Here is a 24,764-nt window from a genome sequence, read left to right as displayed (position 1 = left end):
CTCACCAGAACGGCGTGTCCCGCCGGCGCCGTTCCCGGTCCACCAGGGCCTGTACGGCGGCCTGCGACTCGGCGCACAGCAGCCGGGCCGCGGCGGCCCGGGCGGCGTAGGACGCGGGTCGCGGCGGGGCGGGGATCGGCTCGCCGACGGTGACGAGCCACTTGGAGGGCAGCGGGAAGAGCGTGGTGACCGGGAAGCACGGGAGGTCCAGGAGGCGTGCCAGCGCCGGAATCTCGCCGAACCGGGGGCAGGCCTCCTCGGCGCCGATGACCGACAGCGGCACCACGGGGGCGCCCGCCCGAACGGCCGTCACCGCGAATCCGGGGCTGAACGGCCGGAGCCGATAGCGCTCCCGGAACGGCTTTTCCAGGCCGGAAATGCCCTCGGGAAACACTCCGACGAGTTCCCCGGCGGCCAGGTGTTCCCATCCCAGCGTCGGATCGAGCGGAATGGCGCCTTTCCTGCGGGCGTACGAGCCGATGACCGGGAAGCGGAACACCAGGGGCGCCGCGGGTACGCACAGGGCCCGCGGAAGTCCGCGCGCGAAGACCTTCTGCAGGACGAATGCGTCGAGCCCCCATGCGCCCGAGTGGTTGGCGACGACGACCGCGGGGCCCTCGGCCGGAATGTTCTCCAGACCGGTCACCTCCAGCCGGAAGTAGTCGTCCACGAGCCAGTCGAGGAAGCGGTCCCACGCCTTCTCCCCGGCCTTGCCGAGCGCCTCCTTCGCATACCTGAGTTCAGCGCCGGCCATCTCGATCACATCGGTCACATCCGCCGTGCTTTCCGACACGAATGGTCCCCACTCTCACGTTTCGAATCATCAACAGGCCCATTGCGGACGAGTTTTGAGTAAATCCCCGGCCGTGGTACCTATTTGAGCACGAGAGATCGCCGTACCCGTCCACTCGGCCGCAATGGCACCGATACCGCACACGAGAGCTGACGTGACTACTTCTGCGCCGGAATCCGTCCTCGACCTGATCAGTGAACTGCTCGTCGAGAGGTTCGAAGTCCCCTCCGAAGAGGTACGGGGGAGTGCGCCCCTGCGCGACCTGCTGACCGATTCGCTCATGATCGTCGAAATGGCCATCGCCGTTCACGAGACGCTGGGCGTCAAGGTCGACGAGGAAGAACTCCGCACGGCCACCCTCGCCGGGCTCGCCGCATCCGTCGAGGAACGGCGGACGGGCCGTTGACCAGACGCCCCGAGGCCGTGGTGACGGGGCTGGGCCTGGTCACTCCGGCCGGGTGCGACCGGGACGGCACGTGGACGGCGGTCCGCGCCGGGCGCTCCACCGCCGCCCCCGACCCCCTGCTGCACGGTCTGCCCGTCTCCCTCACCTGCCGGGTACCGGAACCGGACCACCCCGTCCTGCACCTGCGCGGCTCGGTGCACCTCGACCCGGTCGACCGGTTCGGCCTGGTGGCCACGGCCCAGGCCCTCGATCACGCCGGACTCGACCCCCGGGAGTGGGACGGCGGCCGCGTCGCCGTCGTCACCGGCGGCGCCACCGGCGGCGTCGTCACCCAGGACAAGGCGCTCGCCCGGCTCGGGGAGCGGGGGCCGGAGTTCGTGTCCCCGTACTTCCTCCCGGGCTACCTCATCAACATGACCTGCGCCAACATCGCACTGCGCTTCGGCGTGACCGGCCCCGCCCTGGCCACCTCCACGGCCTGCGCCTCGGGCACCACGGCCCTCGGTCTCGCCAGGGACCTGCTGGCGGGCGGGCAGTGCGACATCGCCCTCGTCTGCGGAGCCGAGGCGGCCGTCACCCGGCTGATGGTGGCCGGGTTCTCGCAGCTGGGCGCCCTGTCGAACACCGGATCGCGGCCCTTCGACGCCCACCGCGACGGCTTCGTCGTCGCCGAGGGTGCGGGGGCCATGGTTCTGGAGCGCCCCGAACACGCCGCCGCGCGCGCGGCCCGGCCGCTCGCCCGGCTCATCGGCTACGCCGCCACGACCGACGCACACCACCTCGTGGCCCCGCACCCCGAGGGCCGCGGCGCCGAGCAGGCCGTCCGCGCAGCCCTCGCGGACGCGGGCGTCGGCCCCGACGACGTCGGACACGTCAACGCGCACGGCACCTCTACCCGGCAGAACGACGGCATCGAGGCCGCCGTCCTGGCCCGCGTCTTTCCCCGGCGGCCGCCCGTCACCTCGGCCAAGGGCGCCCTCGGGCACACGCTCGGGGCCTCCGGCGTCATCGAGGCGGCCCTGACGGTCATGGCGCTGGCCGAGGACACCGTGCCGCCCACGGCCGGGCTGACCGAGCCCGACACCGCGATGGACATCGACGTGGTCAGCGGCACGGCCAGGAGGCACTCCGGTCAGGTCGCCGTCAGCAACTCGTTCGGGTTCGGCGGACACAACGCCGTGGCGGTGCTCGCACGCCCCTGACCACGCCGGGAAGCGGTCCCGGGCCCGCCGGGCGACCATGGGTGGTGTGCAGGAAGCACAGCTGAGGGCCTCCCTCGCCGGGCGGTCGCACGGAGCCGGCCACGGCACCCCGGGAGGCACCGGTGGTACGGGGGCGGGTGCGCGATGACCGAGCAGACACCGATCGAGGACCTGATCAGCGGCGCCGCCCAGGACGCCGGCGGGTGGCTCGGCTCGCTGCCCGTGGCGCAGCTGGCCACCGGCGCCGACGGGACGATCGTGCGCTGGAACCGCGCCGCGCAGGAGCTGCTCGGCTACACCCCGCCGCAGATCGTCGGCCGGCACATCGCCGACCTGCTGCACCCGGGAGCCGACCGCAGCCTCGGCCGCGCCCTGTGGGAGACCGCCGTCACCGGCCGCGGGGTGATGGGCACCGTCACCGCATGGCACCAGGACGGGCACCCGCTGGAGCTGGAGATCTGGGCCTGCCCGGTGCCCGGCCGGCGCCACGGCGCCTCCGCGGTCCTGGTCTTCGCCGCCGAGGCGCACGCGGCCCGCCGGATCCGCGGTTCGTCGGCCGTCTGGGACGGCCTGTTCGCCCGCTCGCCCGTCGGCATCGCCATCCTCGACACGCAGCTGCGGTTCCTCCAGGTCAACCCGGCCCTGGAGGAGATGAACGGCCTCTCGGAGTCGGCTCACGTCGGACGGCGGCTCGTGGAGGTGCTGCCGGAGGTGAACGCGGAGGACATGGAGGACGCGATGCGGCAGGTCCTTGCCACCGGGGAGCCGGTACTGGACCGCCGGCGCAGGGGCCGCACCCCCGCCGACCCCTCCCGGGACCGGTTCTGGTCCTGCTCGTACGTCCGGGTGGAGGACCCCGGCGGCCGCCCGATCGGGGTGATCGCCTCGCTGCTCGACATCACCGATCAGCAGCGCGACCACATCGAGGCGGAGGCGGGCCGCCGCAGGCTGGCGCTGCTCAGCGAGGCCAGCGTCCGCATCGGTGCCAGCCTGGAGCTGGAACGGACCGCGCAGGAGCTGGCCGACCTTGCGGTCCCGCAGCTCGCCGACGCCGCCACCGTGGACGTACTGGACACCCTCGCCCGCGGTGACGAACCCGGCCCGGGCCTGGCCGGGGGCGTGGCCCTGCGGCGCCTGGGCAAGGCCCCGCTGACGGGCTCCGCGGTGATCGGCGTCCTCGCCCCGCTGGGCAGGACCCTCACGTTCCCCTCGGCCGCCCCCTACACCCAGGCCCTCGCCGCCCGGCGGCCCTTCCTGCTCGCCCGCCTCGACGAGCAGGCCGTCGCCTCCGCCGCCCGCCACACGAGCAGACCCGGGCAGATCCTGAACCTGGGGGTGCACTCGTTCATGATGGCGCCGCTGGTCGCGCGGGACCTCGTCCTCGGCGTCGCCACCTTCTACCGCACCGGACCCGCCGGCCCGTTCGGGCCCGACGACGTCACGCTCGCCGGGGAGCTCGCGGCCCGCGCCGCCGTCAGCATCGACAACGCGCGCCTCTACCACCGCGAGCACGAGACCGCCGTCATCCTCCAGCGCAGCATGCTGCCCCAGCACATCACCCCGCCGTCCGGCGTCGAAGTCGCCCACCGGTACCTGCCCGCCGGCGACGTCAACGAGATCGGCGGCGACTGGTACGACGTCCTGCAACTCCCCGGGGGCAAGGCCGCCCTCCTCATCGGCGACGTCATGGGCCACGGCATCGCGGCCGCGGCGGTCATGGGACGGCTCTCCGCCAGCGTCCGCGCCCTCGCCCGGCTCGACCTCGCCCCGGAGGCGCTGATGCGGCAGCTGGAGGCGACCCTCGAAGACCTCGCCGAACCGATGATCGCCACCTTCCTGTACGCCGTGATCGACCCCCGGACCGGTCAGTGCCGCATCACACGCGCCGGACACCCGCCGCCGGCGGCCGTCGCCCCGGACGGCACGGTCCGCCTCCTCGACCTGCCGCCCGGCACCCCCCTGGGCGTGGGCGGAACGGTCTTCTCCACCACCGACCTGACCCTGCCGCCGGGCAGCCTCCTGGTCATGTACACCGACGGCCTCGTCGAGGCCCGCGGAAGCGACATCGACGAGCGGCTCGCGGAACTGACCCGCCTGCTCACCGAACCCCAGCACTCGCTGGACCATCTGTGCGACTCGCTGATCAGCCACCTCGTCCCGGCCTCCGCCGACGACGACATCGCCCTGCTCGTCGCCCGCGTCGGCACCACCCCCCACACCCACCCGCCTGCGTAGAGCGGCCGGGCAGGATGGGGGCATGGAGTTCACCGAACTGGAGCAACGGGCCCGCGCGCTCGCGGCGCCGGGCACCCGCCGGATCCTCGGCATCGCGGGGCCGCCCGGTGCCGGCAAGTCGACCCTGGCCGCACGCCTCGCCGGGGCGCTCGGACCCGAACTGGCCGTCGTCGTGCCGATGGACGGCTTCCACCTCTCCCAGGCCGAACTGGAGCGGCTGGGCCGGGCCGGCCGCAAGGGCGCCCCGGACACCTTCGACGCAGCCGGATACGCGGCCCTGCTGGTTCGGCTGCGCACCCCCGGGCCCGCCGCGGTCTACGCCCCGGCCTTCGACCGGGCGCTGGAGGAGCCGGTCGCCGGCAGCGTCCCCGTCGGCCGCGCGGTGCCCCTGGTGATCACCGAGGGCAACTACCTGCTGCACGACGCGGGGGAGTGGGCGGCGGTGCGTCCGCTCCTGGACGAGGTCTGGTTCCTGGCGCCCGACGACGCCCTGCGCGTACGGCGGCTGGTGGACCGGCACGTGCGCCACGGGAAGGCACCGGCCCGTGCCGAGGAGTGGGTGGCGCGCTCCGACGAGCGCAACGCACGGCTGATCGCCGCGGGCCGGATGCGGGCGGACCTGGTCGTGGAATAGGGGCGTACGCGGCGGAAAGGGGGGCGCGCAGCGGAGCAGATGCGCCATTTCCCGAAAGATTTCCGTCGATAGCCGTGCACAATCGGGCGGCTTTTCCGATGGGGTGGTGTTGGGGGAGCGGCCGGTCCGTCCGGCCGCTGGAGGTGGGGGCAGACACTCCCGTTCCGTTCACTTCACCGGAAGGCTTCCCGCCGACGTGAATCGAGTCCAGACCGTCACTCCCGTGCTGATACTCCTCGCCTTCGATGCCGTCAGGAGACACCCACGCCGCCCGCATGGAGGAGCGCATGAGTGAGGGCGAGTTCGACCCGTCCGGTGACCGGGCGGTCTCCAGCGAGCTGGTCGGCGTGCTGCCGGTCGAGTTCAGCGCGTTCCACTCCCAGCACCACCGCGCCTATCTGCGCTACGCACACCTGCAACTGGGCTCCCGCGAGGACGCCGAGGACGTCGTCGACGACGTGTTCACCTTCCTGCTGAAGGTGTGGTGCCAGGCGCTGAAGGAGGCGAGCCTGCACGGCTTCGCCTGGGCGGTGCTGCGCGAACACGTCGCACGCAGACTGGCGCTCCTCGGCCGGCCCGGGGCGATGGTCGAGACGGCCTCGTTCGCCGCGCTGCGCCGCGCGTCCCGCAGGCGCATGGAACTGCTGGAGTCCAAGCTCGGCCTGTACGCGGCGATCGCCTGTCTGCCCGAACGGCACTACGACGTGGTGCTGCTGGCCTTCCTGCTGGGCTACGACAACGGCACCGTCGGCCGGACGATGGGGATCTCCCCCGCCGCGGTCCGTTCGCACATTCGAGGCGCAAACCGAATCCTGTCCCAGAAACTCGGGACGGACTGGGCTCCCGGAGAGGAGAAGGGCCAGTGAGCGACATGACGGCCGACCGCGGCTCCGTGACGGGGGAGGAGGGGGTGGAGCTGACGGCGGCACTGGAGCAGGCCCGGGTCCTGGTCGAGGAGTACGCCGGCTACGACGAGGACGCCGCCCGGCGGCGCATCGCCCGCCGGATCGCCGCAGACCGGACCCGCCCGGCGACGGGAGCCCCCGCTCGCGGCGCCTTCCCGGCGCCCGCGTCCCTCGCCGGACGCCCGCGCCCGCCCGCGCCCGTGCCCACCCCGGCGGACGACCTCGTGCTCGACGCCGCCTGCCACGTACGGGCCGCGCGGGCACTGGACGACCTGGCCTGGTCCCTGGCGGAGAGCCGCCCCTTCGCCGAGCTCGCGCTGACCGCCGGAACCTGGCCGCACGGAGCCGAACCCGCGCTGCTGTTCGGCTGCCTGCTGCACCTCGCGGACCGGATGGAGGGCGCGCAGTTCTGGTTCCAGTACGCGGCCGGAGCCGGTTCGCAGACCGCGGCGCGCCTGCTGCACCTCCACCACCTCGCACGCGCCGAGGTGCGCACCGCCCGGCACTGGAAGGCGCTGGCCGGGGCGCTGCCCCCGGACGAGGGCCTGCCGCTGCTGCCGGAGGTCCCGGAGAACCTGGAGGAGGCCCTCGGAGCCTCGGTCATCTGGACCTCGCCGCCGATCAGCACTCAGGACCTCACCGCCCTCACGGCGGTCCGGGGCCGTGGCGGGCGGCCCCCGTACCGGCTGCCCGCCCGGCTGCGGCGGGCCGTGACGGCCTGCAGCTGGAGCGACGACCCTGACCTGGGGCAGGTGTTCCTCCCCGGCCCGCATGTGGCGGTCGCGGTGGGCCGGCACGCGCGGCTGAACCTGCCGCACCTGATGGACGAGGCGAACGCCGGTGCGCTCGAAGCGCTCAGGCGGCCGAAGCCGGTCCGGGCCGGACGCGGGACGTCCCGTGCGCGGCCGGCTCCCGTCGCGATGGAGGCCGTCCACCGGGCGCTGCGCGTCCTGGAGGTCGTCCACCGGTACTCGGGCGGTGTGAGCCTCGCCCAGATCGCCCGCGAGACCCGGCTGCCGCAACTCGTCCTGGCCCGGGTGACGGAGCAACTGGTACGGGCGAACCTGGCGGCTCCGGCCGGCCCCGGCGCGTACGTCGCCGGCCGGGCGCTCTTACTGACCGGGGCGGCGTCCGGCGACGGGCGCGGACACCTGCGCGAAACCCTCGCCTGGGTGCGGGACGCGGTCGGCGCCGCCGTCTACGTGGCCCGTTACACCGACGGCGAGGTGTGCATCACCCAGTACGCCGACGGCCCGGCGACCCCGCTCGTGGACGAATGGGTCGACTTCCGGGCCGCCGCGCACGCCTCGGCGGTCGGCAAGGCCCTGCTCGCCCAGCTCGGTCCCGACGGCCGCAGGGACCACCTGTCCCGGCACCGGCCGGCGCGGTTCACCGCACACACCATCACCCGGCAGGACGACCTCGTGCGGCAGCTCGACGCCCGCCGCCCGGGCGCACCGTTGCTGGACCTCCAGGAGTACGCGATGGGCACGGTCTGCGCGGCCGTCCCGATCACCTCGGGCCCCGACGCCGAATGCCTGGCCCTGTCGATCCCGGCCCCGGGCCCGCAACGCCTGGTGCAGGCCGCCCGGATCCTGCGCAGCGAGGCCGCGGCGGTCCTGCTCGCGCTGATCGTGGCCGGCAGCGCCCCCGGCACGGGCCGGCCGGAGCCGCAAGGGGCGGAGGGGGCGGGCGCGGAGGGGGCGGGCGCACCGGACGGCATCCTGATCACCGCCCCGTAGGGGCACCCGGGCCCGCGGCCGGGTGGCGGGCCGCGGGCGTCACCCGACCGCGTCGTCCCGCTGGCACCACGGCCCGGCGGGCGGCTTGCTGGAGGAATGACACAGGGAGCACCCGGGACGACGTCCCCGGCACATGACCTGAGCACCCCCAAGGCCGCAGGGCTGGCCGGGGTGGTCTTCGCCGTCCTGCTCGCGGCGGCGATGGTGCTCGCACGGATCTCACTGCCCGAGGGGGCCGGCGGCGAGGAGGTGGCGCTGGCCCCGGGCCGCCGCGGCGAGCTGACCACGGCCGTGGAGCTCATCCCCTTCGCGGGCATCGCCTTCCTGTGGTTCATGGGCGCGCTGCGCCAGCACACCGGCGACGCCGAGGACCGGTTCATCGCCACGGTGTTCCTGGGCAGCGGACTGGTCTTCGTCGCCTGCCTCTTCGGCGCCGTCGCCGCCGCCGCAACCGTGCTCGACGCGGACGACCCCACGGGCTTCGGCCGGCATTTCGCCTACACGCTGCTCACGACGTACGGCATGCGGATGGCCGCCGTCTTCGTCCTCGCCACCTCGACCCTCGGGCGCAAGCTCGGAGTCCTCCCCAGACCGCTGGTGCTGATCGGGACCGTGGCCGGCCTGGTCCTGCTGGTGGTGGGCTCCACCCTGCCCTGGTCCGAGCTGGTCTTCCCGGCCTGGGCCCTGCTGATCAGCCTGTACATCCTGCGCACCGCCCGCCGCAACCGGTGATCCGCGCCCGCCGCAACCCTGATCCGCCAGGTCGTCACCCCGATGGCCGCGCCGGACGGGCCCTGCGGCTCCGATGGCCGCACGCTGGCCGGTGAGTCGGAGGGGCCAACGAAAGGACTGGACCTTGCTGAGGCTTGTCGTCGATCTCAACCGGTGCCAGGGGTACGCCCAATGCGCCTTCCTCGCACCCGACGTCTTCGCGATGCACGGAGACGAAGGCCTGCTCTACGACCCGCAGGCGCAGGACGCCCATCGCGCGCGTGTCGCCCAGGCCGTCGCCGCCTGCCCCGTACAGGCGATCCTCGTGGACGAACTGGACATGGCCGCGACCGCGCCCGCCACCGCGCCCGCCACCGGGGAGGAGTCCGATGGCTGACGCAGCCCTGGACCGCCTCAAGGCGGACGGCCGGATCGTCGTCGTCGGTGCCTCGCTCGCCGGACTGCGTGGCGCCGAGACCCTGCGCGACAAGGGGTTCAAGGGCTCGCTGACCATGATCGGCGACGAGCCCCACGAGCCGTACGACCGCCCGCCCCTGTCGAAGCAGGCCCTGCTCGGCATGGGCACCGCAGAAGGCACGGCGCTGCCCCGCCGCCGCGACATCGACGCCGAGTGGCGCCTCGGCGTACCGGCCGCAGGCCTCGACATGGCGGCCCGGCGGGTCAGGCTCGCCGACGGCGACGAGGTGCCCTACGACCGGCTGCTGATCGCCACCGGTGTACGGGCCCGGCCGTGGCCCAACCCGGCCGAGGCCGAGCTCGACGGCGTGTTCGTGCTGCGGACCCGCGACGACGGCGCGGCCCTGGCCCGCCGGCTCGACGCGGGCCCCCGCCGGGTCCTGGTCATCGGCGCCGGGTTCACCGGCTCCGAGATCGCCTCCGCCTGCCGCGAGCGCGGACTGGAGGTCACCGTCGCCGAGCGCGGCGACGCCCCCCTCGTCGGCGCCCTCGGCGGGGTCATCGGGGCGGTCGCCGCCGAACTCCACCGGGAGAACGGCGTCGACCTGCGCACCGGGGTCATGGTCACCGCCCTGGAGGGCGACGCCACCGGACGGGTGCGCGCCGCGCACTTCTCCGACGACACCAGCCTGGAGTGCGACGTCGTGGTCGTCTCGCTCGGCGCCCAGCGCAACACCGAGTGGCTGTACGGATCCGGACTCGGCGCCGGCCCCCGCGGCATCGCCTGCGACGCCGGCTGCCGGGCCTTCGACATCCGAGGCATCGTCACCGACGACATCTTCGTGGCGGGTGACGTGGCCCGTTCCCCGCACCCGCTGTTCGGCTACCAGTTCCTGTCGCTGGAGCACTGGGGCAACGCCGTCTCCCAGGCGGAGACCGCAGCCCACAACATGCTCAGCGAGAGCACCGAGCGCCGGCCGCACATCTGGGTCCCGGCCTTCTGGTCCTCCCAGTTCGGGGTGAGCATCAAGTCGGTGGGCGTGCCCTCGATGGGCACCGAGATCATGATCACCCAGGGCTCGCGCGCCGAGCGCCGTTTCACCGGCGTCTACGGCTACCAGGGCCGCGTCATCGGGGCGGTCACCTTCGACAACTCGCGCTGGCTCCAGTTCTATCAGCAGCAGATCGAGGCCACGGCCCCCTTCCCGCCGCCGTTCCCCACGGTGGACCGGCGCCCCGAAGGACAGAAGCCGCTCCCCGCGGACTTCCCGGACCCGTCCGTGCCCACGCACGGCCCGACCGTCACCCTCAGCGGATATTCGCCGGCCGACCGGCGGATGACCTTCACCCCCGCCGGGCACTGACCCGCCCGCCCTCCGGAGGACCCGGCATGAAGCAAGGCATCCTGACCGACATCCTCGACTACTCGAACCGCGCGAACCCGTACCCGCTGTATGCGGAGCTGCGCAAGACCCCGGTCTTCCACGACGGGGAAGGCCCGTACGTCATCAGCACGTACCACGACATCCAGAGCCTGCTGCACGACCCGCGGCTCAGCTCCGACGCCCGCAACCTGGCCGCCACGGCGGGGGATCCGCTGACCGAGGGCGAGGACGAGGGGGCCGCGGCACTGCCGCCGAGCTTCCTCAAGCTGGACCCGCCGGAGCACGACCGGCTGCGCCGGATGACCAACCGCCCCTTCGGGCCGCCGCACTCCCCGCACCGCATCGACGGGATGCGCGACGACCTGCACGGCATCGTCACCGGGCTCATCGACAACCTCGGCGACCCCGGGGAGATCGACCTGGTCGACCAGTTCTCGTACCCGTTCCCCGTCACCATGATCTGCCGGCTGCTCGGAGTGCCGCGCGAGGACGAGGCACGCTTCCACGTCTGGGCCGACACCCTGGCCGCGAGCCTGGACCCGGATCCCGACGCCGACCCGGCGGAGCGGGACAGGACCACCCACGACGCCCGGATGGAACTCGGCATGTACCTGGCCGGGCTGATCGAGGAGCGGCGCAAGAACCCCGGCGACGACATGCTCTCCCAACTGGCCGTCGGGCACGGCCAGGACGAGACGATGAGCACGATGGAACTGCTCAGCACCGCCGCCCTGCTGCTCATCGCGGGCCACGAGACGACCGTCAACCTCATCACGAACGGGATGCTCACCCTGCTGCGCAACCCGGACGTCCTCCGGCAGCTGCGCGAGACGCCCGGGCTCGCCGTGCCCATGGTGGAGGAACTGCTGCGGTTCGAGCCGCCGGTGCAGCTGCTGCCCCAGCGCACCCCGCTCGTCGACATCGAGGTCCGCGGGGTCACCATCCCCAAGGGCTCCTCGATGTGGCTGGTCCTCGCCTCGGGCAACCGGGACCCGGACCGCTTCGAGAACCCGGACCGGTTCGACCCGTACCGCAAGGACGTCCAGCACCTGGGCCTCGGCAGCGGCATCCACAGCTGCTTCGGCGCCCCGCTGGCCCGCCTGGAGGCGCAGCTCGCGCTGAGCGAACTCGCCCGCCGCCTGGAGAACCCGCGCCTGATCGAGGACCCGCCGCCCTACCGGCAGAACGCGGTCCTGCGCGGCCCGCGGCACCTGCGCATCACCTGCGACGGGATCCGGCCCAGCTGACCGGGCGCGCCGCTGCCGGCCATCCGCGCGCGGGCGGCCGGCAGCGGCGTACCGGCTAGGAGAGCTTGCCGTCGTAGTCCGGCAGCTTGAAGGTGCGCTCCGCGTGACCGCCGACCAGGTCGCTGTTGTTGTTCCCGATGTTGGCGATGATCGTGTAGCCGCGGGACTCGATCTCCGCGCGCTTGCCCGTCTTGTACGCGCTCACCTCGTCGAAGAGGGCGGGCAGGTCACGGACGTACAGGCCCGTGACGGGGTAGCCGACCGCCTTGAGGTTGTGCTCGGTGAGGGACTGGATGATCCCGGGGCGGGCGGTGACGAAGAAGATGGCGACGCCGTGGTCGTTGGCGTACCGGGTCAGGTCGCGGACCTCGGAGATCGCGGGGGTCGGGAAGGTCCAGAACCAGTGGAAGTCCGTCTCCAGCGAGGAGTTGTCGATGTCCAGCACGATCGCGGGCTTCTCGCCGGCCGGCGCCTGGGCGATGCGCTGCTCGACGTACGGGCGCGCCTCGGCCATGACGGCGGCCACGTCACGCTTCCACGTGCCGTAGTCGACTCCGCGGATGAGCGCGTTTCCGCCGGGGGCGGAGGAGGTGGCCGCGGCCGGGGCGGCCGCCGGAGCCGGAACCGGAGCGGGGGCGGCCTGGGCCGAGGCGGACGGGGCCAGCATCAGGACGACGGTGGCCGCGGCCGTGCCGGTCGCGGTGGCGAGCAGGCGGACGCGGGCGCGGGTGCTGCGCATGTGGGGGCGCTCCTCAGTGGCTGAAATTTGGCATGTACGGAGCCAGAATCGGCAAGATCGCAGCCCATGTCTACTGGTCGGTAGTTAATTTCAGGTGGCCGTCCAGCCACCATCGAGGGGGAGCGAGGTACCCGTGAGGTAGCCGGCGTGCGCTCCGCACAGCCACACGGCGGCCGCCGCGACCTCCTCCGGCTCGATCAGGCGCTTGATCGCGGAGCGGGTGAGCAGCACCTGCGACAGCACCTCGCCGGGGCTGATGCCGTGTGCGGCGGCCTGCTGCCCGACCTGGGCCTCGACGAGCGGGGTACGGACGTAGCCGGGGCTGATGCAGTTGCTGGTCACCCCGTACGGGGCGCCCTCGACGGCGGTGACCTTGCTCAGCCCCTCCAGCCCGTGCTTGGCGGCGACGTAGGCGGACTTGTAGGCACTGGCGCGCAGCCCGTGGGCGCTGGAGATGTTGACCACGCGGCCCCAGCCGCCGGCGTACATGTGCGGAAGCACGTGCCGCAGCAGCAGGAACGGCGCGGTCACCATCACCTGCTGGATCAGCGCGAAGCGCTCGGGCGGGAACTCGGTGAGGGGGGCGACGTGTTGCAGGCCGGCGCTGTTGACCAGGATGTCCACGGCCCTCGGCAGCCGCTCGATCGCGGCGGGGTCCGCCAGGTCGGCCACGTGTGCCCGCCCGCCGACCAGCTCCGCGACGGCCTCGGCCGACTCCTCGCCGATGTCGACCACGTGCACGCTCGCTCCCGCCTCGGCCAGGGCGATGGCGCAGGCCCGCCCGATGCCGCTGCCGCCGCCGGTCACCAGCGCGACGCGCTCCCGCAGGAAAGGAAGTTGGCTCGTCATGGCTGAACAGTAGGGAGCGCGACGGGCCGCGCCCATGGCGGCGCCCACCACACTCGGGACCGCCACCGTGGCGGGCACCGCCATGCCCGCCCGCCATGCCCACCCGCCGCGGGCGCCCGCGGCGGGCGGGTGCTTCAACGCCGCTGCGCGGAGAGGAAATCGAGCAGGGTGGCGCTCGCGTCCAGCGCGGTGCTCACGGATCCGAACCCCGCGGGCGGAGGCATCGTCGAACCCGGCCAGGTGTGCCCCGCCCCCTGCATCAGCAGCAGCCGTACGGTCGCCCCCGCGGGCCCCGGCGGCCAGGTGACGCCGTCGTAGCCGGGCCCGGCCTCCTCGACCGGGGCTCCGGCGCCGCCCGCGGCGGCGAACGCCTCCGCGCTCGCCCGCGCGGACATCGTCGCGGTGACGGGCTCCTCCCCGGGAGCGGCCGGACCCGGACTCGGCAGCCCGGCCGCCGGGCGTACGGGGTCCTCGGCCCCGTAGACGATCAGGACGGGCACCGCCCCGGACGGCTTCACGGCGGCGGCCCCGGTGGGGAGCTCACCGGAGACCGAGACCGCACCCGCGACCAGGTCCGGACGCTGGGCGGCCATCCGCAGGGCCATCGAGCCGCCGTTGGAGAACCCGGCCACGTACACCCGGTGGGGATCCGCCCGGCCGGAGCGCACCAAGTCGGCCACCAGCGCCTCGGCGAACCGGACATCGGCGTCCGGGTCCGGCCGCTGCGCGCTGGGCGCGGTGCCCGCGCCCCAGGCCTTTCCCACTGCCTCGGGGTACACGAGGAGCATGCCGCGGGCCTCGGCGGCCCGGTCCAGGCCGCTCTGCCCGCGCAGGTGCCCGGCGTCGGCGCCGCGCCCGTGGAAGGCGACGAGCAGCGGCCGCGGCCCGCCGCCGTCCGCGGCCGGACGGTGCATCAGGTACTCCCGGGTGCCGCCGTCCACGGTCAGCCGCTCCCGGCTGTCGACCGCGGCGGGGGAGGCGCTCCGGCCCGCCGCCGGCCCGGGAGCCGTGGGCGGCTGCGGTTTCGCGGCGCAGCCGGCGAGCCCGGCGGTCAGGGCGACGGCGAGGGCCAGGGCGGCGCGGTACGGGGCGCGCCGGGAGACGGGGGAACGGGGAAAGGGGGAAGGGGAGGTCATGAGGTGAGCACAACACCGCCACCCGACCGCCGTCCAAGATCTGTATGGATCCGGAATCGATCAAGTTCCGATATCGTTGCTGGCCGTGGACCTGATCCGGCACCTGCAGTGCTTCGTCGCTGTTGCAGAAGAAAGACATTTCGGCCGCGCCGCCGAGCTGCTCGGCATGGCCCAGCCACCCCTGTCCCAGCGCATCCGGCGCCTGGAGCGAGAGCTCGGCGTCCGCCTCTTCGACCGCACCAGCCGCCAGGTGTCGATCACTGCGGCGGGCACGATGCTGCTCGACGACGCCCGGCGGCTGCTCGCCCGCGCCGAGGCCCTCGCGGCCACCGCCCGCCGCATCCGCGACGGCGAGAGCGGGCTCCTGCGCGCCGCCCTGCCGCCCGACACGGCCGGCGAGACCATCGCCGCGATCCTGGCCGCCTTCCGCCGGCACCACCCAGGCGTGCAGCTGGAGCTGCACGAGCTGTCGACCGCCGAGCAGCTGGCCCGGTTCGCCTCCCGCGACCTGGACGCCGGGCTCGTGCGGCACCCCTGCGACCTCGCCGGGCTGGAGCTCGGCCCGGTCCTGCGCAGCGAACTCGGCGTGCTGCTGCCCCGCGAGGCCCCCGCCGCCGCGCTGGACGAGGTGCCGCTCGCCGCCCTCACCGGATACGGCCTGGTCCTCTTCCCGCGGGCCGAGGCGCCCGCCCTGCACGACGACGTGCTGAACACCTGTGCCCGGGGCGGGTACACCCCGGCCGCCGTCCGCCAGGGCCGCGGACCCGGCTTCGTCCGCGGCCTCGTCCTCTCCGCGAACGCGGTCGCCTTCGCCCCGCGGGACAGCGCGTCCGCCGATGCCCCGGGCCCGCACGCCGACATCGTCTGGCGGCCCCTCGCCGGCGCCCCGCTGGCCTGGCGCCACAGCGTCGCCTGGCCGCAGGGCCGGGGCGACGCCGCCGTCGGGGCCTTCGCCGAAGCCGCCACGCGCGCCCTGGGAACGACCCCGGCGGCGCCGGCCGACGTACCCGCGCGGCCCCTGCACCTGCGCCCGGCAGCGGAGTACTGGCTGTGAACCGCACCGTCCACCGCATCGGCGCGGCCTTCGCCGAAGCCGGCGTCACCGGCCGGCTCCACGCCGTCGACATCGACTCCGGAGCCCAGATCGACGCCGGCGCCGACCACCCGGTCGTCACCGCCAGCGTGCACAAGCTCTGCCTGCTCGTCGCCCTCCACCAGCAGGCCGAGGCCGGCCGCCTGGACCTCACCGAACAGGTCGAGGTCCCGCCCGCCCACCGCACCGCCGGCCCCACCGGACTGGCCGCGATGCTGGACCCCGTACGCATGTCCCTGCGCGACGCCGCGTACCTGATGACGGCCGTCAGCGACAACGCCGCCGCCGACCTGCTCCTCGCCCGCACGGGGCTCGACGGCGTCAACGAGGCCACCGCCCGGCTGGGGCTCACCCGCACCCGCGCCGTCCACACCTTCCGCTCGCTGTTCGCCGGCATCCGGGAGGACGCGGGCCCCGCCGGGGCGCAGGCACTCGCCGATCCGCACGTCATCGCCCGGCTGCGCGCCCTCGACCCGGCCCGCAGCAACCGCAGCACACCCCGGGACATGACCCGCCTCCTGGCGGCCCTCTGGCGCGACGAGGCCTGCACCCCCGAACACGGCGCCGCGATCCGCCGGCTGCTCGGACTCCAGGTGTGGCCCCACCGGATGGCCTCCGGATTCCCCTTCGACGACGTCCACGTGGCCGGCAAGACCGGCAGTCTGCCGACCGTGCGCAACGAGGTCGGCGTCATCGAGTACCCCGACGGCGGACGCTACGCCGTCGCCGTCTTCACCCGCGCCGCCAACCCCGCAGCCACCCTCCCCGCCGCCGACGCGGTCATCGGCACCACCGCCCGCATCGCCGTGGACGCCCTGCGCGCACCGTGAACCGCGCACCGCGCGCGTACTCCTCCGGGAGTACGCGGGATCGGCCCGTGCGGCGGACGACGACGGCGGCGGCGGGCGTCTAGCGTGGCCGCATGGGGCAGTGGCGGCGCGCGTACTGGGCGGAGCACACGGGCGACGAGCGGCTTCCGTGGCGCTCCTCGCTCCTCGTGGCCGTGCTCGCACAGGTCTCCGGCGGGTGGGTGCACCAGCTCCAGCCCGGCCGGGAGCCCCTCGGCGCGCTCGGCCGGCTCCTGCTGCTCCTCGGCCCCGCCCTGCTGCTCCTGCGCCACCGCCACCCGGTGCCCGTCGTGTACGGCGTCTGCGCGGTCACGCTGGTCTACCTCGCCTGCGGATACCCGTACGGCCCCGTCTTCCTGAGCGTCGCCCTGGCCTGCCTCGCCGCCGTAGTCACCGGACACCGGCGGGCCGCCTGGGGAGCCGTGGGCGCCCTGTGGGCCGGACACCTCCTCATCGGCCACTGGCTGTACCGCTGGCTGCCGCCGCCCGGCGACGGACCCGCGCCGTGGGGGACGGAGGGCGGCGTCACCGCCTGGGTCATCGCCGTGCTCGCCGCGTCCGAACTGGTCCGCGTACGCCGGGAGCAGTGGGCCCGGGACCGGGCCGAGCGGAAGGCGGCCGAGCGGCGCCGGGCCGGCGAGGAGCGGCTGCGGATCGCCCGCGAGCTGCACGACGTACTGGCCCACAGCATCTCCGTGATCAACGTGCAGGCGGGCGTCGGCCTGGCCCTGCTCGACACGGACCCCGAACAGGCCCGTACGGCGCTGACCACCATCAAGGCGGCCAGCAAGGAGGCGCTCGGCGAGGTCCGGCAGGTCCTGGACACCCTGCGCGCCCCCGGCGAGGCGCCCCGCAGCCCCGTCCCCGGACTCGACCGGCTGCCCGAACTGGTCGCCCAGGCCGCCGCGACCGGGCTCACCGTCTCCGTGGAGGGGGAGGCCGCCGCCCGGGGGCTGCCACCGGGCACGGGCCTCGCCGCGTTCCGCATCCTCCAGGAGGCGCTCACCAACGTGGTGCGGCACTCGGGCTCCCGCACCGCCCGGATCCGCATCGCCCGCCCGCCCGGCGCCCTGGAACTGCGCGTCGACGACGACGGCCCCGCCACCGGCGGCGATGCGGGCGGCAGCGGCACCGGCCTCGTCGGGATGCGCGAACGGGCCGCCGCGCAGGGCGGCACCCTCGAGGCCGGACCCCGGCCGGACGGCGGCTTCCGGGTGCTGGCCCGGCTCCCGCTGGGCGACACCACACCAGGGGAGGACCGTTGATCCGGGTACTGCTCGCCGACGACCAGGCGCTGGTCCGGGCCGGGTTCCGCGCGCTGCTGGACGCGCAGCCGGACATCGGGGTGGCGGGCGAGGCCGCCGACGGGGCCGAGGCCGTGCGCCTGGCCCGCGAACTGCGCCCGGACGTCGCCCTGATGGACATCCGGATGCCGGAGCTCGACGGCCTGGCCGCGACCCGCACCATCACCGGGGACCCCGGACTGGCCGCGGTCAAGGTGGTCATGCTGACCACCTTCGAGCTCGACGAGTACGTCTTCGAGGCGATCCGCTCCGGCGCCTCAGGCTTCCTGGTCAAGGACACCGAGCCGGAGGAACTGCTGCGCGCCGTAAGGGCGGTGGTCGCCGGGGATGCACTGCTCTCACCCGGGGTGACGCGCCGCCTGATCGCCGAGTTCGCGGCCCGGTCGAAGGCCCCGGAGGCGCCGGCGGAGCTGGAGCGGCTGACCGAGCGGGAACGCGAGGTGATGGCCCTGGTCGGCATGGGCCTGTCCAACGAGGAGATCGCCCGCCGGCTCGTGGTGAGCCCACTGACCGCGAAGACGCACGTCAGCCGCACGATGATCAAGCTCGGCGCCCGCGACCGGGCCCAGCTGGTGGTGCTGGCCTACGAGTCGGGGCTGGTCCGGCCCGGCTGGCTCGGCTGACGCTACTCCCGCGGAGGTAGCCGAGGTGCCGCCGGCCGTACGACGACCGGGTCCCCCTCGCGGGGCGAGGCTCGGAGGCGACAAGGCAGTCCGTCCCCTCCGAGGAGCTGAACCGAGATGAACACCCTGGCGTACGACGGGCCCGGCCCGTGGATCCTCTTCGTCCCGCTGATCTGGGCGGCCGTCGTCTTCGGCGTCGTCACCGTCCTGCGCCGCACCCTCTGGCGCGGCGGCCGCGGCCCGCGCGGACCGTGGGCCGCACCGCGGGGTTCGTACGGCCCGAACTCCCCGATCGCGATCCTGGGCCGCCGGTTCGCCACCGGCGAGATCGACGAGGACGAGTACTGGCGCCGGCTGTCCGTCCTGGACGAACAGTTCGGCCGCACGACCCCCGACGGCAAGGGCGGGGCCGCCTGACCCGGCCCCGGGACGAGGCCACGGGGGTGCCCCGGGCGCCGCGGTCACACCACGGGGCCACGGGCGCCCCCGTCACACCACGCGGCGCATGCACACCCGTGGCCACCGGTCCAGGCCGTGTTCCGCCTCGCGGTCCCGGATCTCCTTCAGACCGGGGCCCAGCCCCGTCGTCGAGACGTACGAAACCGCAGCGCGCGCAGTACGGGGCGTTCCACGGCACGCCCTCGAACGTGGTCAGCGTCAGCGTCAGCGCCGACACGGGCCCGGCCGCCGCCAGGGCGGCGTCGCCGACGGCGCCGTTTTTTCCGGGGTCGGCTGTCCACGGGCTGAGACGTCCGTCCCGCCTTTTCGGCCGGATCCCGACGAACATCGCGCCATTCCCCCACGCGTCCGGCCGTGTGCCACGGAAGCGGGGTTACGGTCCCGCGATGCATTCGAACATACAGACAGCCGGCGCCCCCGCGCCCAGCCGCCGCGGACTGCTGCGCGCCGCCGTGGCCGGCTCGGCGGCCGTGGGGTCCGTCCTCACCCTCGGCTCCGCCCTCCCGGCCTCCGCCGCGCCCGTACCCGCCCCCGCGCCGGGTGCACCGGAGGCCGCCGGCCGCCCCGGCTCCCCGGAGGAGGCCCTGCGCCGGCTGACCGCAGGCAACCGGCGCTGGCGCACGTACCGGCAGGAGCACCCGCACGAATCGCCGTCCGTACGGCTCCAGCTGACCCGGGCCCAGCACCCCTTCGCGCTCGTCCTCGGCTGCGTCGACTCCCGCGTCCCCCCGGAGCTCGTCTTCGACCAGGGGCTCGGCGACCTCCTGACCGTCCGCTCGGCCGGCGAGGTGCTGGACGAAGCCGTCCTCGGCAGCATCGCGTACGGGGTCCTGGAGCTGGAGATCCCGCTGGTGCTGGTCCTCGGCCACCAGTCCTGCGGCGCGGTCGGCGCCGCCGTCCACGCCGACGAGAGCGGGGAGCCGCTGCCCGCGCACATCCAGTACCTCGCCGACCAGATCCGGCCCGCCATCGACCACGGACAGACCGGCGACGCCCGGGTCGCCGCCACCATCGACGCGCACGCCCGGCGCACCCGCGAGCGGCTGGCCGCCGAACCCGACATCGCGCGGCGCGTGGCCACCGGCCGGCTGGCCGTCGTCGCCGCCCGCTACGACCTCCGCGACCAGGCCGTGCGCACCCTGGCGTAGACCGGGCTCCCCGGGGGCGCTGGAGCGCCGTCGTGCGCCCCTGGCGAGACGCCCGGCCGCCCGCCACGCTGGAGGGCCGGTACACCCACCAGGACGGGGGCCATGGTCGATGTCGATACCGATGCAGAACCAGGGAAAACCCATCACCACGCACGACATGGTGGTGGTCCACCGGATGTTCCGCCGCGAGTTCCGGGAGGCGGCGGGCCGGGTGCGCGGGGTGCGTCACGGCAGCCGCGCCCAGATCAGGCTGGTCGCCGACCGGCTGGCGCTGCTGCTGGACACCCTGCACCACCACCATGCGGGCGAGGACCGGCTGCTGTGGCCCAAGCTGGCCGAACGCGTCCCCGGGCACGCCGAGTTGTGGAAGCGGATGCAGGGGCAGCACGCCGAGCTGTCGGGCCGCCTCGCCCGGGCGGGAGCCCTGCTCGGGCCGTGGGCCGCCGGTGCGGGCAGCGCCCGGGGGGAGGAGCTGGCCGCCGCCCTGGAGGAGGCGGCCCGGGCCGTCGAGGAGCACTTCGACGAGGAGGAGCGCGAGGCACTGCCGCTGGCCCCGGGGGTGGTGTCACAGGCGGAGTGGGACGAGATCGGTGCCGCGGCCGTCGCCGCCGTGCCCAGGAGCAGGCAGTTCACCGTCCTCGGGATGATCCTCAAGGACACGGACCCGGGGGAGCAGATCCTGATCATGGCCCACCTGCCGCTGCCGCCCCGGGTGCTCTGGCGAGCCGTGGGCGAACGGGGCTTCCGCAGGCTGGAGGAACGCCTGGCCGCGGCGGTGGGACACGGTTAGGACCGGTACACGCGCAGGTCCGAGACCTCGTACGACATCTCCGTCACTTCCGGAGGCGGCGCCGGATGGTAGCGGCCGGCGCTCACCGAGAGGTTCACGATGATGTACGCCCGCCAGCGCCGGCCCACCCCGCTGCGGTCGGCGAAGACGCGGTTGCCGTTGACCCACCAGACGACCGATTTCGCGCCGAACTTGACCTTGAGGTCGACCCAGGCTCCGGGCTGCACGGCGGCGTTCCGGTAGTAGTGGGAGCTCCCGCCGCGGACGTGGTTGGACAGTTCCAGCAGGTCCGGGTTGTCGGGGTGGTACTCGAAGACGTCGACCTCCTGGCCGCCGTCCCGCCAGGTCCAGATCGCGGGCCAGGCGCCGACCGCCTCGGGCAGTCTGACCCGGGCCTCCAGCACGTCCTCCGCGCGCAGCAGGAAGCCCTCCTCACTGCCCTCGGTGGTCAGCAGTCCGGTGTTCCAGTTGCCGTCGGGCCGCCGGGTGGCACGGAAGGTCCCGCTGCGGCTGTAGGCGGGATCGTCGACGAGATGATCGAGTTTGCTGTCGCCCGGATTGACCGGACCGCCGTCGGGATAGGCCCAGGAGCGCCCGGCGACCCACCGGGACGTCGAGCCGAAGTCGGCCGAGAAGACGAGTGTGCTGGTGCGCCGGAACGTGGCGAGGAGTCGCGAGATCACCCCGCAGCTCTGCCCACGGCGCGCCGTCCGCATTCCGGTGATCTTTACCCGAATGGCCCGGCACGGGGCATTTCAGGGCGCCTGCGGCGCTCGCCGCGCCGCACGGCGCGCGGCGGTCAGGAATCCGACTGCTGGAGGCGCTCCGCGCGCTCCGCGTGCTTCTCCTTGATGCGGACCGCTTCCTTGCGGACCTCGGCCTGGGTGGCGCGCTCCTTCTGGAGCCACTCCGGGTTCTCCTGCTTCAGGGCGTCGATCTGCTCGGTGGTGAGGGCCTCCGTGACGCCGCCGCGGGCGAGACCCGCGATGGAGACGCCGAGCTTGGAGGCGACCACCGGACGGGGGTGCGGGCCGTTGCGTCGCAGTTCCTGCAGCCACTGGGGCGGCTCGGCCTGCAGCGCGTTCAGCTCGCTGCGGGTCACCACGCCCTCCTGGAACTCAGCGGGGGTGGCTTCGAGGTACACACCCAGCTTCTTCGCCGCGGTGGCGGGCTTCATGGTCTGGGTGGTCTTGTGCGACGTCATGGGTCAAGGGTATCGAGCGTGTGCGCTACTTCTGACCACGGCCGGTAATCTGGCCGGGTGACAGGCTCGGAAGCATCTCCTTCGGCAACTCCCCCGGCGAATTCTGCGGCATCCGCCGCCGCGGCCTCCCCGGCTGCGACGGCCCCCTCGTTCCGGCTCGCGTACGTCCCCGGAGTGACCCCCGGCAAGTGGGTGCGGATCTGGAACGAGCGCCTGCCCGGTGTCCCGCTGACCCTGCTCCAGGTGTCCGCCGCCGAGGCTCCCGACCTCCTGAGGGGAAGCGGTGCCGACGCCGGGTTCGTACGGCTGCCGATCGACCGCACGGGCCTGGCCGCGATCCCGCTGTACACCGAGACCACCGTCGTCGTGGTTCCCAAGGACCACCTGGTGGCCGCCGTGGAGGAGGTGTCCACCGGGGACCTGGCCGACGAGATCGTGCTGCACCCCCTCGACGACACCCTGGACTGGGAGAGCCTGCCCGGCCGGCCCGCGCTGGAACGCCCCGCCACGACGGCCGACGCGATCGAGCTCGTGGCGGCCGGGATCGGCGTCCTCGTCGTCCCGCAGTCCCTCGCCCGCCTGCACCACCGCAAGGACCTCACCTACCGGACCGTGACGGACGCGCCGGGGTCGCGGGTGGCGCTGTCCTTCCCCGACGGTGAACCCACCGACCTGGTCGAGGAGTTCATCGGGATCGTGCGCGGCCGGACCGTCAACAGCACGCGCGGCCGCGCACAGACCCCGCCGCAGCCCAAGCAGCGCAAGCGTCCCGACGCGGCCGGCACGGGGCGCAAGCCCGCAGGGAAGACTGCGGGCCGCAACCCCCGCGGCGGCTCCGGCGGCGCCAAGGGCGCCAAGGGGACGAAGGGCGGCGCCAAGGGCGGCAAGCCCGGCAAGCCCCGCCGCCGCCCCCAGTCCTGACCGCGCGCCCCCGAAGGGACGGGCTAGTCGCCCAGCCTGAGCAGTGCGAGGGTGATGTTGTCGGGGCCGCCGGCGTCGATGGCGGCCCTCCACAGCTCGAACGCCGCCTTGCCGTCGTCGTGGACCCGCAGCAGCTCCTGGACCTCCTCGGGCGGCACCGGGTCGGTCAGCCCGTCCGAGCACACCAGATACCGGGCCCCGGCGCGCAGGGGCTCCTCCGAGACGTGGGGCGTGACCCCGGTGCGGTGGCGGGCCCCGCCGAGCGCCTGGGTCAGCAGGGACGTGGTGCGCTGCCCCGGTTCCAGCGGCGGATTGTCGTCCACGCTCACCTGCCGCAGCTCCTGCCCCGTGGCGTCCAGCACCCGGCTGTCGCCGACGTTGAACGAGATCAGCGAGTCCTCCAGGACGACGGCACCCGCCACGGTGGTCCCCATGCCGGCCAGCTCCGGATCGCTGCCGGCGGCCGCGTACACCGCGTGGTTGCACAGGCCGAGCGCCTCACGGACCGCGCCCACGGTGTCCAAGGCCGGTCCGAGCATGGCGAGTTGCCGCACGACCAGCGCACTGGCCACCTCGCCGGCCGGCTGTCCGCCGATCCCGTCCGCGACCGCGACGACCAGCGGCGAACCGAGCGGGAACACGAACGTCTGCGGATTGCGGGTCACCCCGGCGCACAGCGTCCACGGCCCGACGACGAGGCTGTCCTCGTTGTGGTCGCGCACCAGCCCGGCGTGGCTCAGGGCGCTCACGGCTACATACGTCATCGCACCCCCATTCTCGCGCCGCGCACCCGCGGGTGCGCGCCCGCGGAACTCATCCCGGCTCCTCGCCCGCGCCGCCACCGCCCAGCGCCCGCCGCTGCATGAGCCGGCGGACGTCCTTCGCGGTCACGATCCCCACCAGCAGGCCCCCGTCCACGACCAGCAGCGGCAGTCCGGTCCCCGGGCGCAGCCCGCCCAGGGCCTCCTCCAGCGGATCGCCCGGTGCCGCGACCGCGCACCGCTCCAGCGGGGTCGCCACCTCGCGCACGCGCAGTGCCTCCCGCTGAGCCTGTGGGATCGGCGCCAGCCCGCTCACGTGCACCACACCGCTGGGCCGGCCGTCGAAATCCAGCAGCGGCAGCGCGGAATGCCGGGACTCCACGGCCACCTCGTCGATGAACCGCCGCACGCTCAGCCAGTCGGCACCGGTCGCCACCGGACTGGACATGGCATCGGCCACGCGCAGGCCCCGCAGGGCCGTGCGCAGCACCGCCTGCTGACGCTCCGCGCCCGCGACGAACGTGACGAACAGCCCGAGGAAGACCAGCCATAGCCCGCTCGACGTCCCGCGCAGGAACGAGACCCAGCCCGCCGCCATCAGCAGCACGCCCATGACCTGCCCGCTGCGCGAGGCGGCCCGCTCCGCCCGCTCCCGGTCGCCCGTACGCCACCACAGCAGTGCCTGGAGCACCCGGCCGCCGTCGAGCGGGGCGGCGGGCAGCAGGTTGAAGACGCCGAGGAAGAGGTTCGCCCAGCCGAGCCAGACCAGCACGGCGGCGGGCACCGCCCAGCCGGACAGTGCGTGCAGGGCGATCCCCGCGCCGAGGGCGGCTCCGCCGATCACCAGGCTCGTGAACGGTCCGCTCACCGCCACCGCGAAGGCCGCCCCCGCGGTCTGCGGCCGGCCCATCCTGGTCACGCCGCCCATCGCCCACAGGGTGACGTCCTCGACGGAGATCTTCCTGCGGCGGGCCGTCGCGGCGTGCGCCGCCTCGTGCAGGAGCAGGCTGCCCGTCAGGAGCAGCGCCCCCACGACGCTGGCCACGGTGTACACCGCGTTCGAGCGCCCCGGCGTCCACACGGGGAGGGTCTGGCGGCCGAGCCCGTACGCGAACAGCACCACCAGCAGCGGCACGCTCCAGTGCATGCGAAGCGGCACGCCGACCACACGTCCGATGGGGAGCGAGCCGTTCAGCGAGCCGTTCATCTTCG

General features: G+C 74.2%; 26 protein-coding genes and 1 pseudogene. 18 read left to right on the top strand and 9 right to left on the bottom strand.

Going from position 1 to position 24,764, the window contains the following annotated elements; genetic code table 11:
* Position 1 precedes the first annotated feature (1 nt).
* Complete coding sequence (locus ACIPK4_RS23665; protein ID WP_402315639.1) at positions 2–793, bottom strand: lysophospholipid acyltransferase family protein; 792 nt, start codon at positions 791–793, stop codon at positions 2–4.
* A 154-nt stretch (positions 794–947) separates the two neighbouring features.
* Here ACIPK4_RS23665 and ACIPK4_RS23660 point away from each other — a divergent pair, with 154 nt between their 5' ends.
* The 10 genes from ACIPK4_RS23660 to ACIPK4_RS23615 all read left to right on the top strand — a co-directional run bounded on the left by ACIPK4_RS23660 (position 948) and on the right by ACIPK4_RS23615 (position 11,677).
* Positions 948–1,199: an acyl carrier protein gene (locus ACIPK4_RS23660; protein WP_402315637.1), complete on the top strand. Its 252-nt coding sequence runs from the start codon at positions 948–950 to the stop codon at positions 1,197–1,199.
* A complete protein-coding gene (locus tag ACIPK4_RS23655; RefSeq protein ID WP_402315635.1) occupies positions 1,196–2,401 on the top strand; it encodes a beta-ketoacyl-[acyl-carrier-protein] synthase family protein in 1,206 nt (401 codons plus the stop codon). Before ACIPK4_RS23660 ends, ACIPK4_RS23655 begins: the two co-directional genes overlap by 4 nt.
* Before the next feature lie 144 nt (positions 2,402–2,545).
* Complete coding sequence (locus tag ACIPK4_RS23650; RefSeq protein ID WP_402315633.1) at positions 2,546–4,636, top strand: SpoIIE family protein phosphatase; 2,091 nt, start codon at positions 2,546–2,548, stop codon at positions 4,634–4,636.
* Between the two features lie 22 nt (positions 4,637–4,658).
* Positions 4,659–5,270, top strand: a complete 612-nt coding sequence (locus tag ACIPK4_RS23645) for a nucleoside/nucleotide kinase family protein (RefSeq protein WP_402315631.1) — start codon at positions 4,659–4,661, stop codon at positions 5,268–5,270.
* 287 nt (positions 5,271–5,557) lie between these two features.
* The gene (locus ACIPK4_RS23640) at positions 5,558–6,136 is read left to right on the top strand and encodes an RNA polymerase sigma factor (protein ID WP_402315629.1); all 579 of its coding nucleotides are present in this window, start codon (positions 5,558–5,560) and stop codon (positions 6,134–6,136) included.
* 5 nt (positions 6,137–6,141) lie between these two features.
* Positions 6,142–7,917: an IclR family transcriptional regulator gene (locus ACIPK4_RS23635; protein ID WP_402315803.1), complete on the top strand. Its 1,776-nt coding sequence runs from the start codon at positions 6,142–6,144 to the stop codon at positions 7,915–7,917.
* A gap of 96 nt (positions 7,918–8,013) precedes the next feature.
* Positions 8,014–8,649, top strand: a complete 636-nt coding sequence (locus ACIPK4_RS23630; protein ID WP_402315627.1) for a hypothetical protein — start codon at positions 8,014–8,016, stop codon at positions 8,647–8,649.
* A 127-nt stretch (positions 8,650–8,776) separates the two neighbouring features.
* The gene (locus tag ACIPK4_RS23625; RefSeq protein ID WP_402315801.1) at positions 8,777–9,025 is read left to right on the top strand and encodes a ferredoxin; all 249 of its coding nucleotides are present in this window, start codon (positions 8,777–8,779) and stop codon (positions 9,023–9,025) included.
* Positions 9,018–10,409 carry an NAD(P)/FAD-dependent oxidoreductase gene (locus tag ACIPK4_RS23620; RefSeq protein WP_402315625.1) on the top strand — a complete coding sequence of 464 codons (1,392 nt, stop codon included), beginning with the start codon at positions 9,018–9,020 and terminating at the stop codon, positions 10,407–10,409. Before ACIPK4_RS23625 ends, ACIPK4_RS23620 begins: the two co-directional genes overlap by 8 nt.
* 26 nt (positions 10,410–10,435) lie before the next feature.
* Positions 10,436–11,677 (top strand): cytochrome P450, encoded by a 1,242-nt coding sequence (locus tag ACIPK4_RS23615; protein ID WP_402315623.1) that lies wholly within the window; start codon positions 10,436–10,438, stop codon positions 11,675–11,677.
* A gap of 55 nt (positions 11,678–11,732) precedes the next feature.
* Here the strand turns inward: ACIPK4_RS23615 and ACIPK4_RS23610 are convergent, their stop codons facing one another.
* From ACIPK4_RS23610 to ACIPK4_RS23600, 3 genes are all read right to left on the bottom strand, one after another.
* Complete coding sequence (locus ACIPK4_RS23610) at positions 11,733–12,416, bottom strand: HAD family acid phosphatase (protein WP_402315621.1); 684 nt, start codon at positions 12,414–12,416, stop codon at positions 11,733–11,735.
* Positions 12,417–12,506: 90 nt separating this feature from the next.
* A complete protein-coding gene (locus ACIPK4_RS23605) occupies positions 12,507–13,265 on the bottom strand; it encodes a 3-hydroxybutyrate dehydrogenase (RefSeq protein WP_402315619.1) in 759 nt (252 codons plus the stop codon).
* Between the two features lie 134 nt (positions 13,266–13,399).
* Positions 13,400–14,401, bottom strand: coding sequence for an alpha/beta hydrolase family esterase (locus tag ACIPK4_RS23600; protein ID WP_402315618.1), 1,002 nt, complete (start codon positions 14,399–14,401; stop codon positions 13,400–13,402).
* 85 nt (positions 14,402–14,486) lie between these two features.
* Here ACIPK4_RS23600 and ACIPK4_RS23595 point away from each other — a divergent pair, with 85 nt between their 5' ends.
* The 5 genes from ACIPK4_RS23595 to ACIPK4_RS23575 all read left to right on the top strand — a co-directional run bounded on the left by ACIPK4_RS23595 (position 14,487) and on the right by ACIPK4_RS23575 (position 18,686).
* A complete protein-coding gene (locus ACIPK4_RS23595; protein WP_402315616.1) occupies positions 14,487–15,455 on the top strand; it encodes a LysR family transcriptional regulator in 969 nt (322 codons plus the stop codon).
* Positions 15,452–16,324: a serine hydrolase gene (locus tag ACIPK4_RS23590; protein ID WP_402315614.1), complete on the top strand. Its 873-nt coding sequence runs from the start codon at positions 15,452–15,454 to the stop codon at positions 16,322–16,324. The genes ACIPK4_RS23595 and ACIPK4_RS23590 overlap by 4 nt, the downstream gene beginning before the upstream one ends.
* Before the next feature lie 92 nt (positions 16,325–16,416).
* Positions 16,417–17,607, top strand: coding sequence for a histidine kinase (locus tag ACIPK4_RS23585; protein ID WP_402315612.1), 1,191 nt, complete (start codon positions 16,417–16,419; stop codon positions 17,605–17,607).
* Positions 17,604–18,269 carry a response regulator gene (locus ACIPK4_RS23580; protein ID WP_402315610.1) on the top strand — a complete coding sequence of 222 codons (666 nt, stop codon included), beginning with the start codon at positions 17,604–17,606 and terminating at the stop codon, positions 18,267–18,269. Before ACIPK4_RS23585 ends, ACIPK4_RS23580 begins: the two co-directional genes overlap by 4 nt.
* Before the next feature lie 117 nt (positions 18,270–18,386).
* A complete protein-coding gene (locus tag ACIPK4_RS23575) occupies positions 18,387–18,686 on the top strand; it encodes an SHOCT domain-containing protein (protein WP_402315608.1) in 300 nt (99 codons plus the stop codon).
* Positions 18,687–18,758: 72 nt separating this feature from the next.
* On the opposite strand, the pseudogene ACIPK4_RS23570 reads toward ACIPK4_RS23575, so the two are convergent.
* Positions 18,759–18,939, bottom strand: a pseudogene (locus tag ACIPK4_RS23570) (GNAT family N-acetyltransferase); the annotation flags it as partial.
* Between the two features lie 175 nt (positions 18,940–19,114).
* Between ACIPK4_RS23570 and ACIPK4_RS23565 the strand changes: the two are divergent.
* Both ACIPK4_RS23565 and ACIPK4_RS23560 read left to right on the top strand, forming a co-directional pair.
* Complete coding sequence (locus tag ACIPK4_RS23565) at positions 19,115–19,876, top strand: carbonic anhydrase (RefSeq protein ID WP_402315606.1); 762 nt, start codon at positions 19,115–19,117, stop codon at positions 19,874–19,876.
* Positions 19,877–19,985: 109 nt separating this feature from the next.
* Positions 19,986–20,666, top strand: a complete 681-nt coding sequence (locus ACIPK4_RS23560; RefSeq protein WP_402315604.1) for a hemerythrin domain-containing protein — start codon at positions 19,986–19,988, stop codon at positions 20,664–20,666.
* Here the strand turns inward: ACIPK4_RS23560 and ACIPK4_RS23555 are convergent.
* On the bottom strand, positions 20,663–21,349 hold the full coding sequence (locus tag ACIPK4_RS23555; RefSeq protein WP_376193139.1) for a beta-glucanase: 687 nt from the start codon (positions 21,347–21,349) through the stop codon (positions 20,663–20,665). The genes ACIPK4_RS23560 and ACIPK4_RS23555 overlap by 4 nt on opposite strands.
* A 116-nt stretch (positions 21,350–21,465) precedes the next feature.
* Complete coding sequence (locus ACIPK4_RS23550; RefSeq protein WP_054223461.1) at positions 21,466–21,870, bottom strand: DUF5997 family protein; 405 nt, start codon at positions 21,868–21,870, stop codon at positions 21,466–21,468.
* Positions 21,871–22,044: 174 nt separating this feature from the next.
* Here ACIPK4_RS23550 and ACIPK4_RS23545 point away from each other — a divergent pair, with 174 nt between their 5' ends.
* A complete protein-coding gene (locus tag ACIPK4_RS23545) occupies positions 22,045–22,791 on the top strand; it encodes a LysR family substrate-binding domain-containing protein (protein WP_402315602.1) in 747 nt (248 codons plus the stop codon).
* Between the two features lie 23 nt (positions 22,792–22,814).
* Here ACIPK4_RS23545 and ACIPK4_RS23540 read toward each other — a convergent pair whose 3' ends face one another.
* Positions 22,815–23,555 carry a PP2C family protein-serine/threonine phosphatase gene (locus tag ACIPK4_RS23540; protein WP_402315600.1) on the bottom strand — a complete coding sequence of 247 codons (741 nt, stop codon included), beginning with the start codon at positions 23,553–23,555 and terminating at the stop codon, positions 22,815–22,817.
* A 49-nt stretch (positions 23,556–23,604) separates the two neighbouring features.
* Positions 23,605–24,747 (bottom strand): site-2 protease family protein, encoded by a 1,143-nt coding sequence (locus tag ACIPK4_RS23535; RefSeq protein WP_402315799.1) that lies wholly within the window; start codon positions 24,745–24,747, stop codon positions 23,605–23,607.
* Between the last annotated feature and the right edge of the window lie 17 nt (positions 24,748–24,764).

Source organism: Streptomyces sp. NPDC086989 (assembly GCF_044745505.1).
Taxonomy (GTDB): Bacteria; Actinomycetota; Actinomycetes; order Streptomycetales; family Streptomycetaceae; genus Streptomyces.
This window is presented reverse-complemented; position numbering and strand designations above follow the sequence as displayed.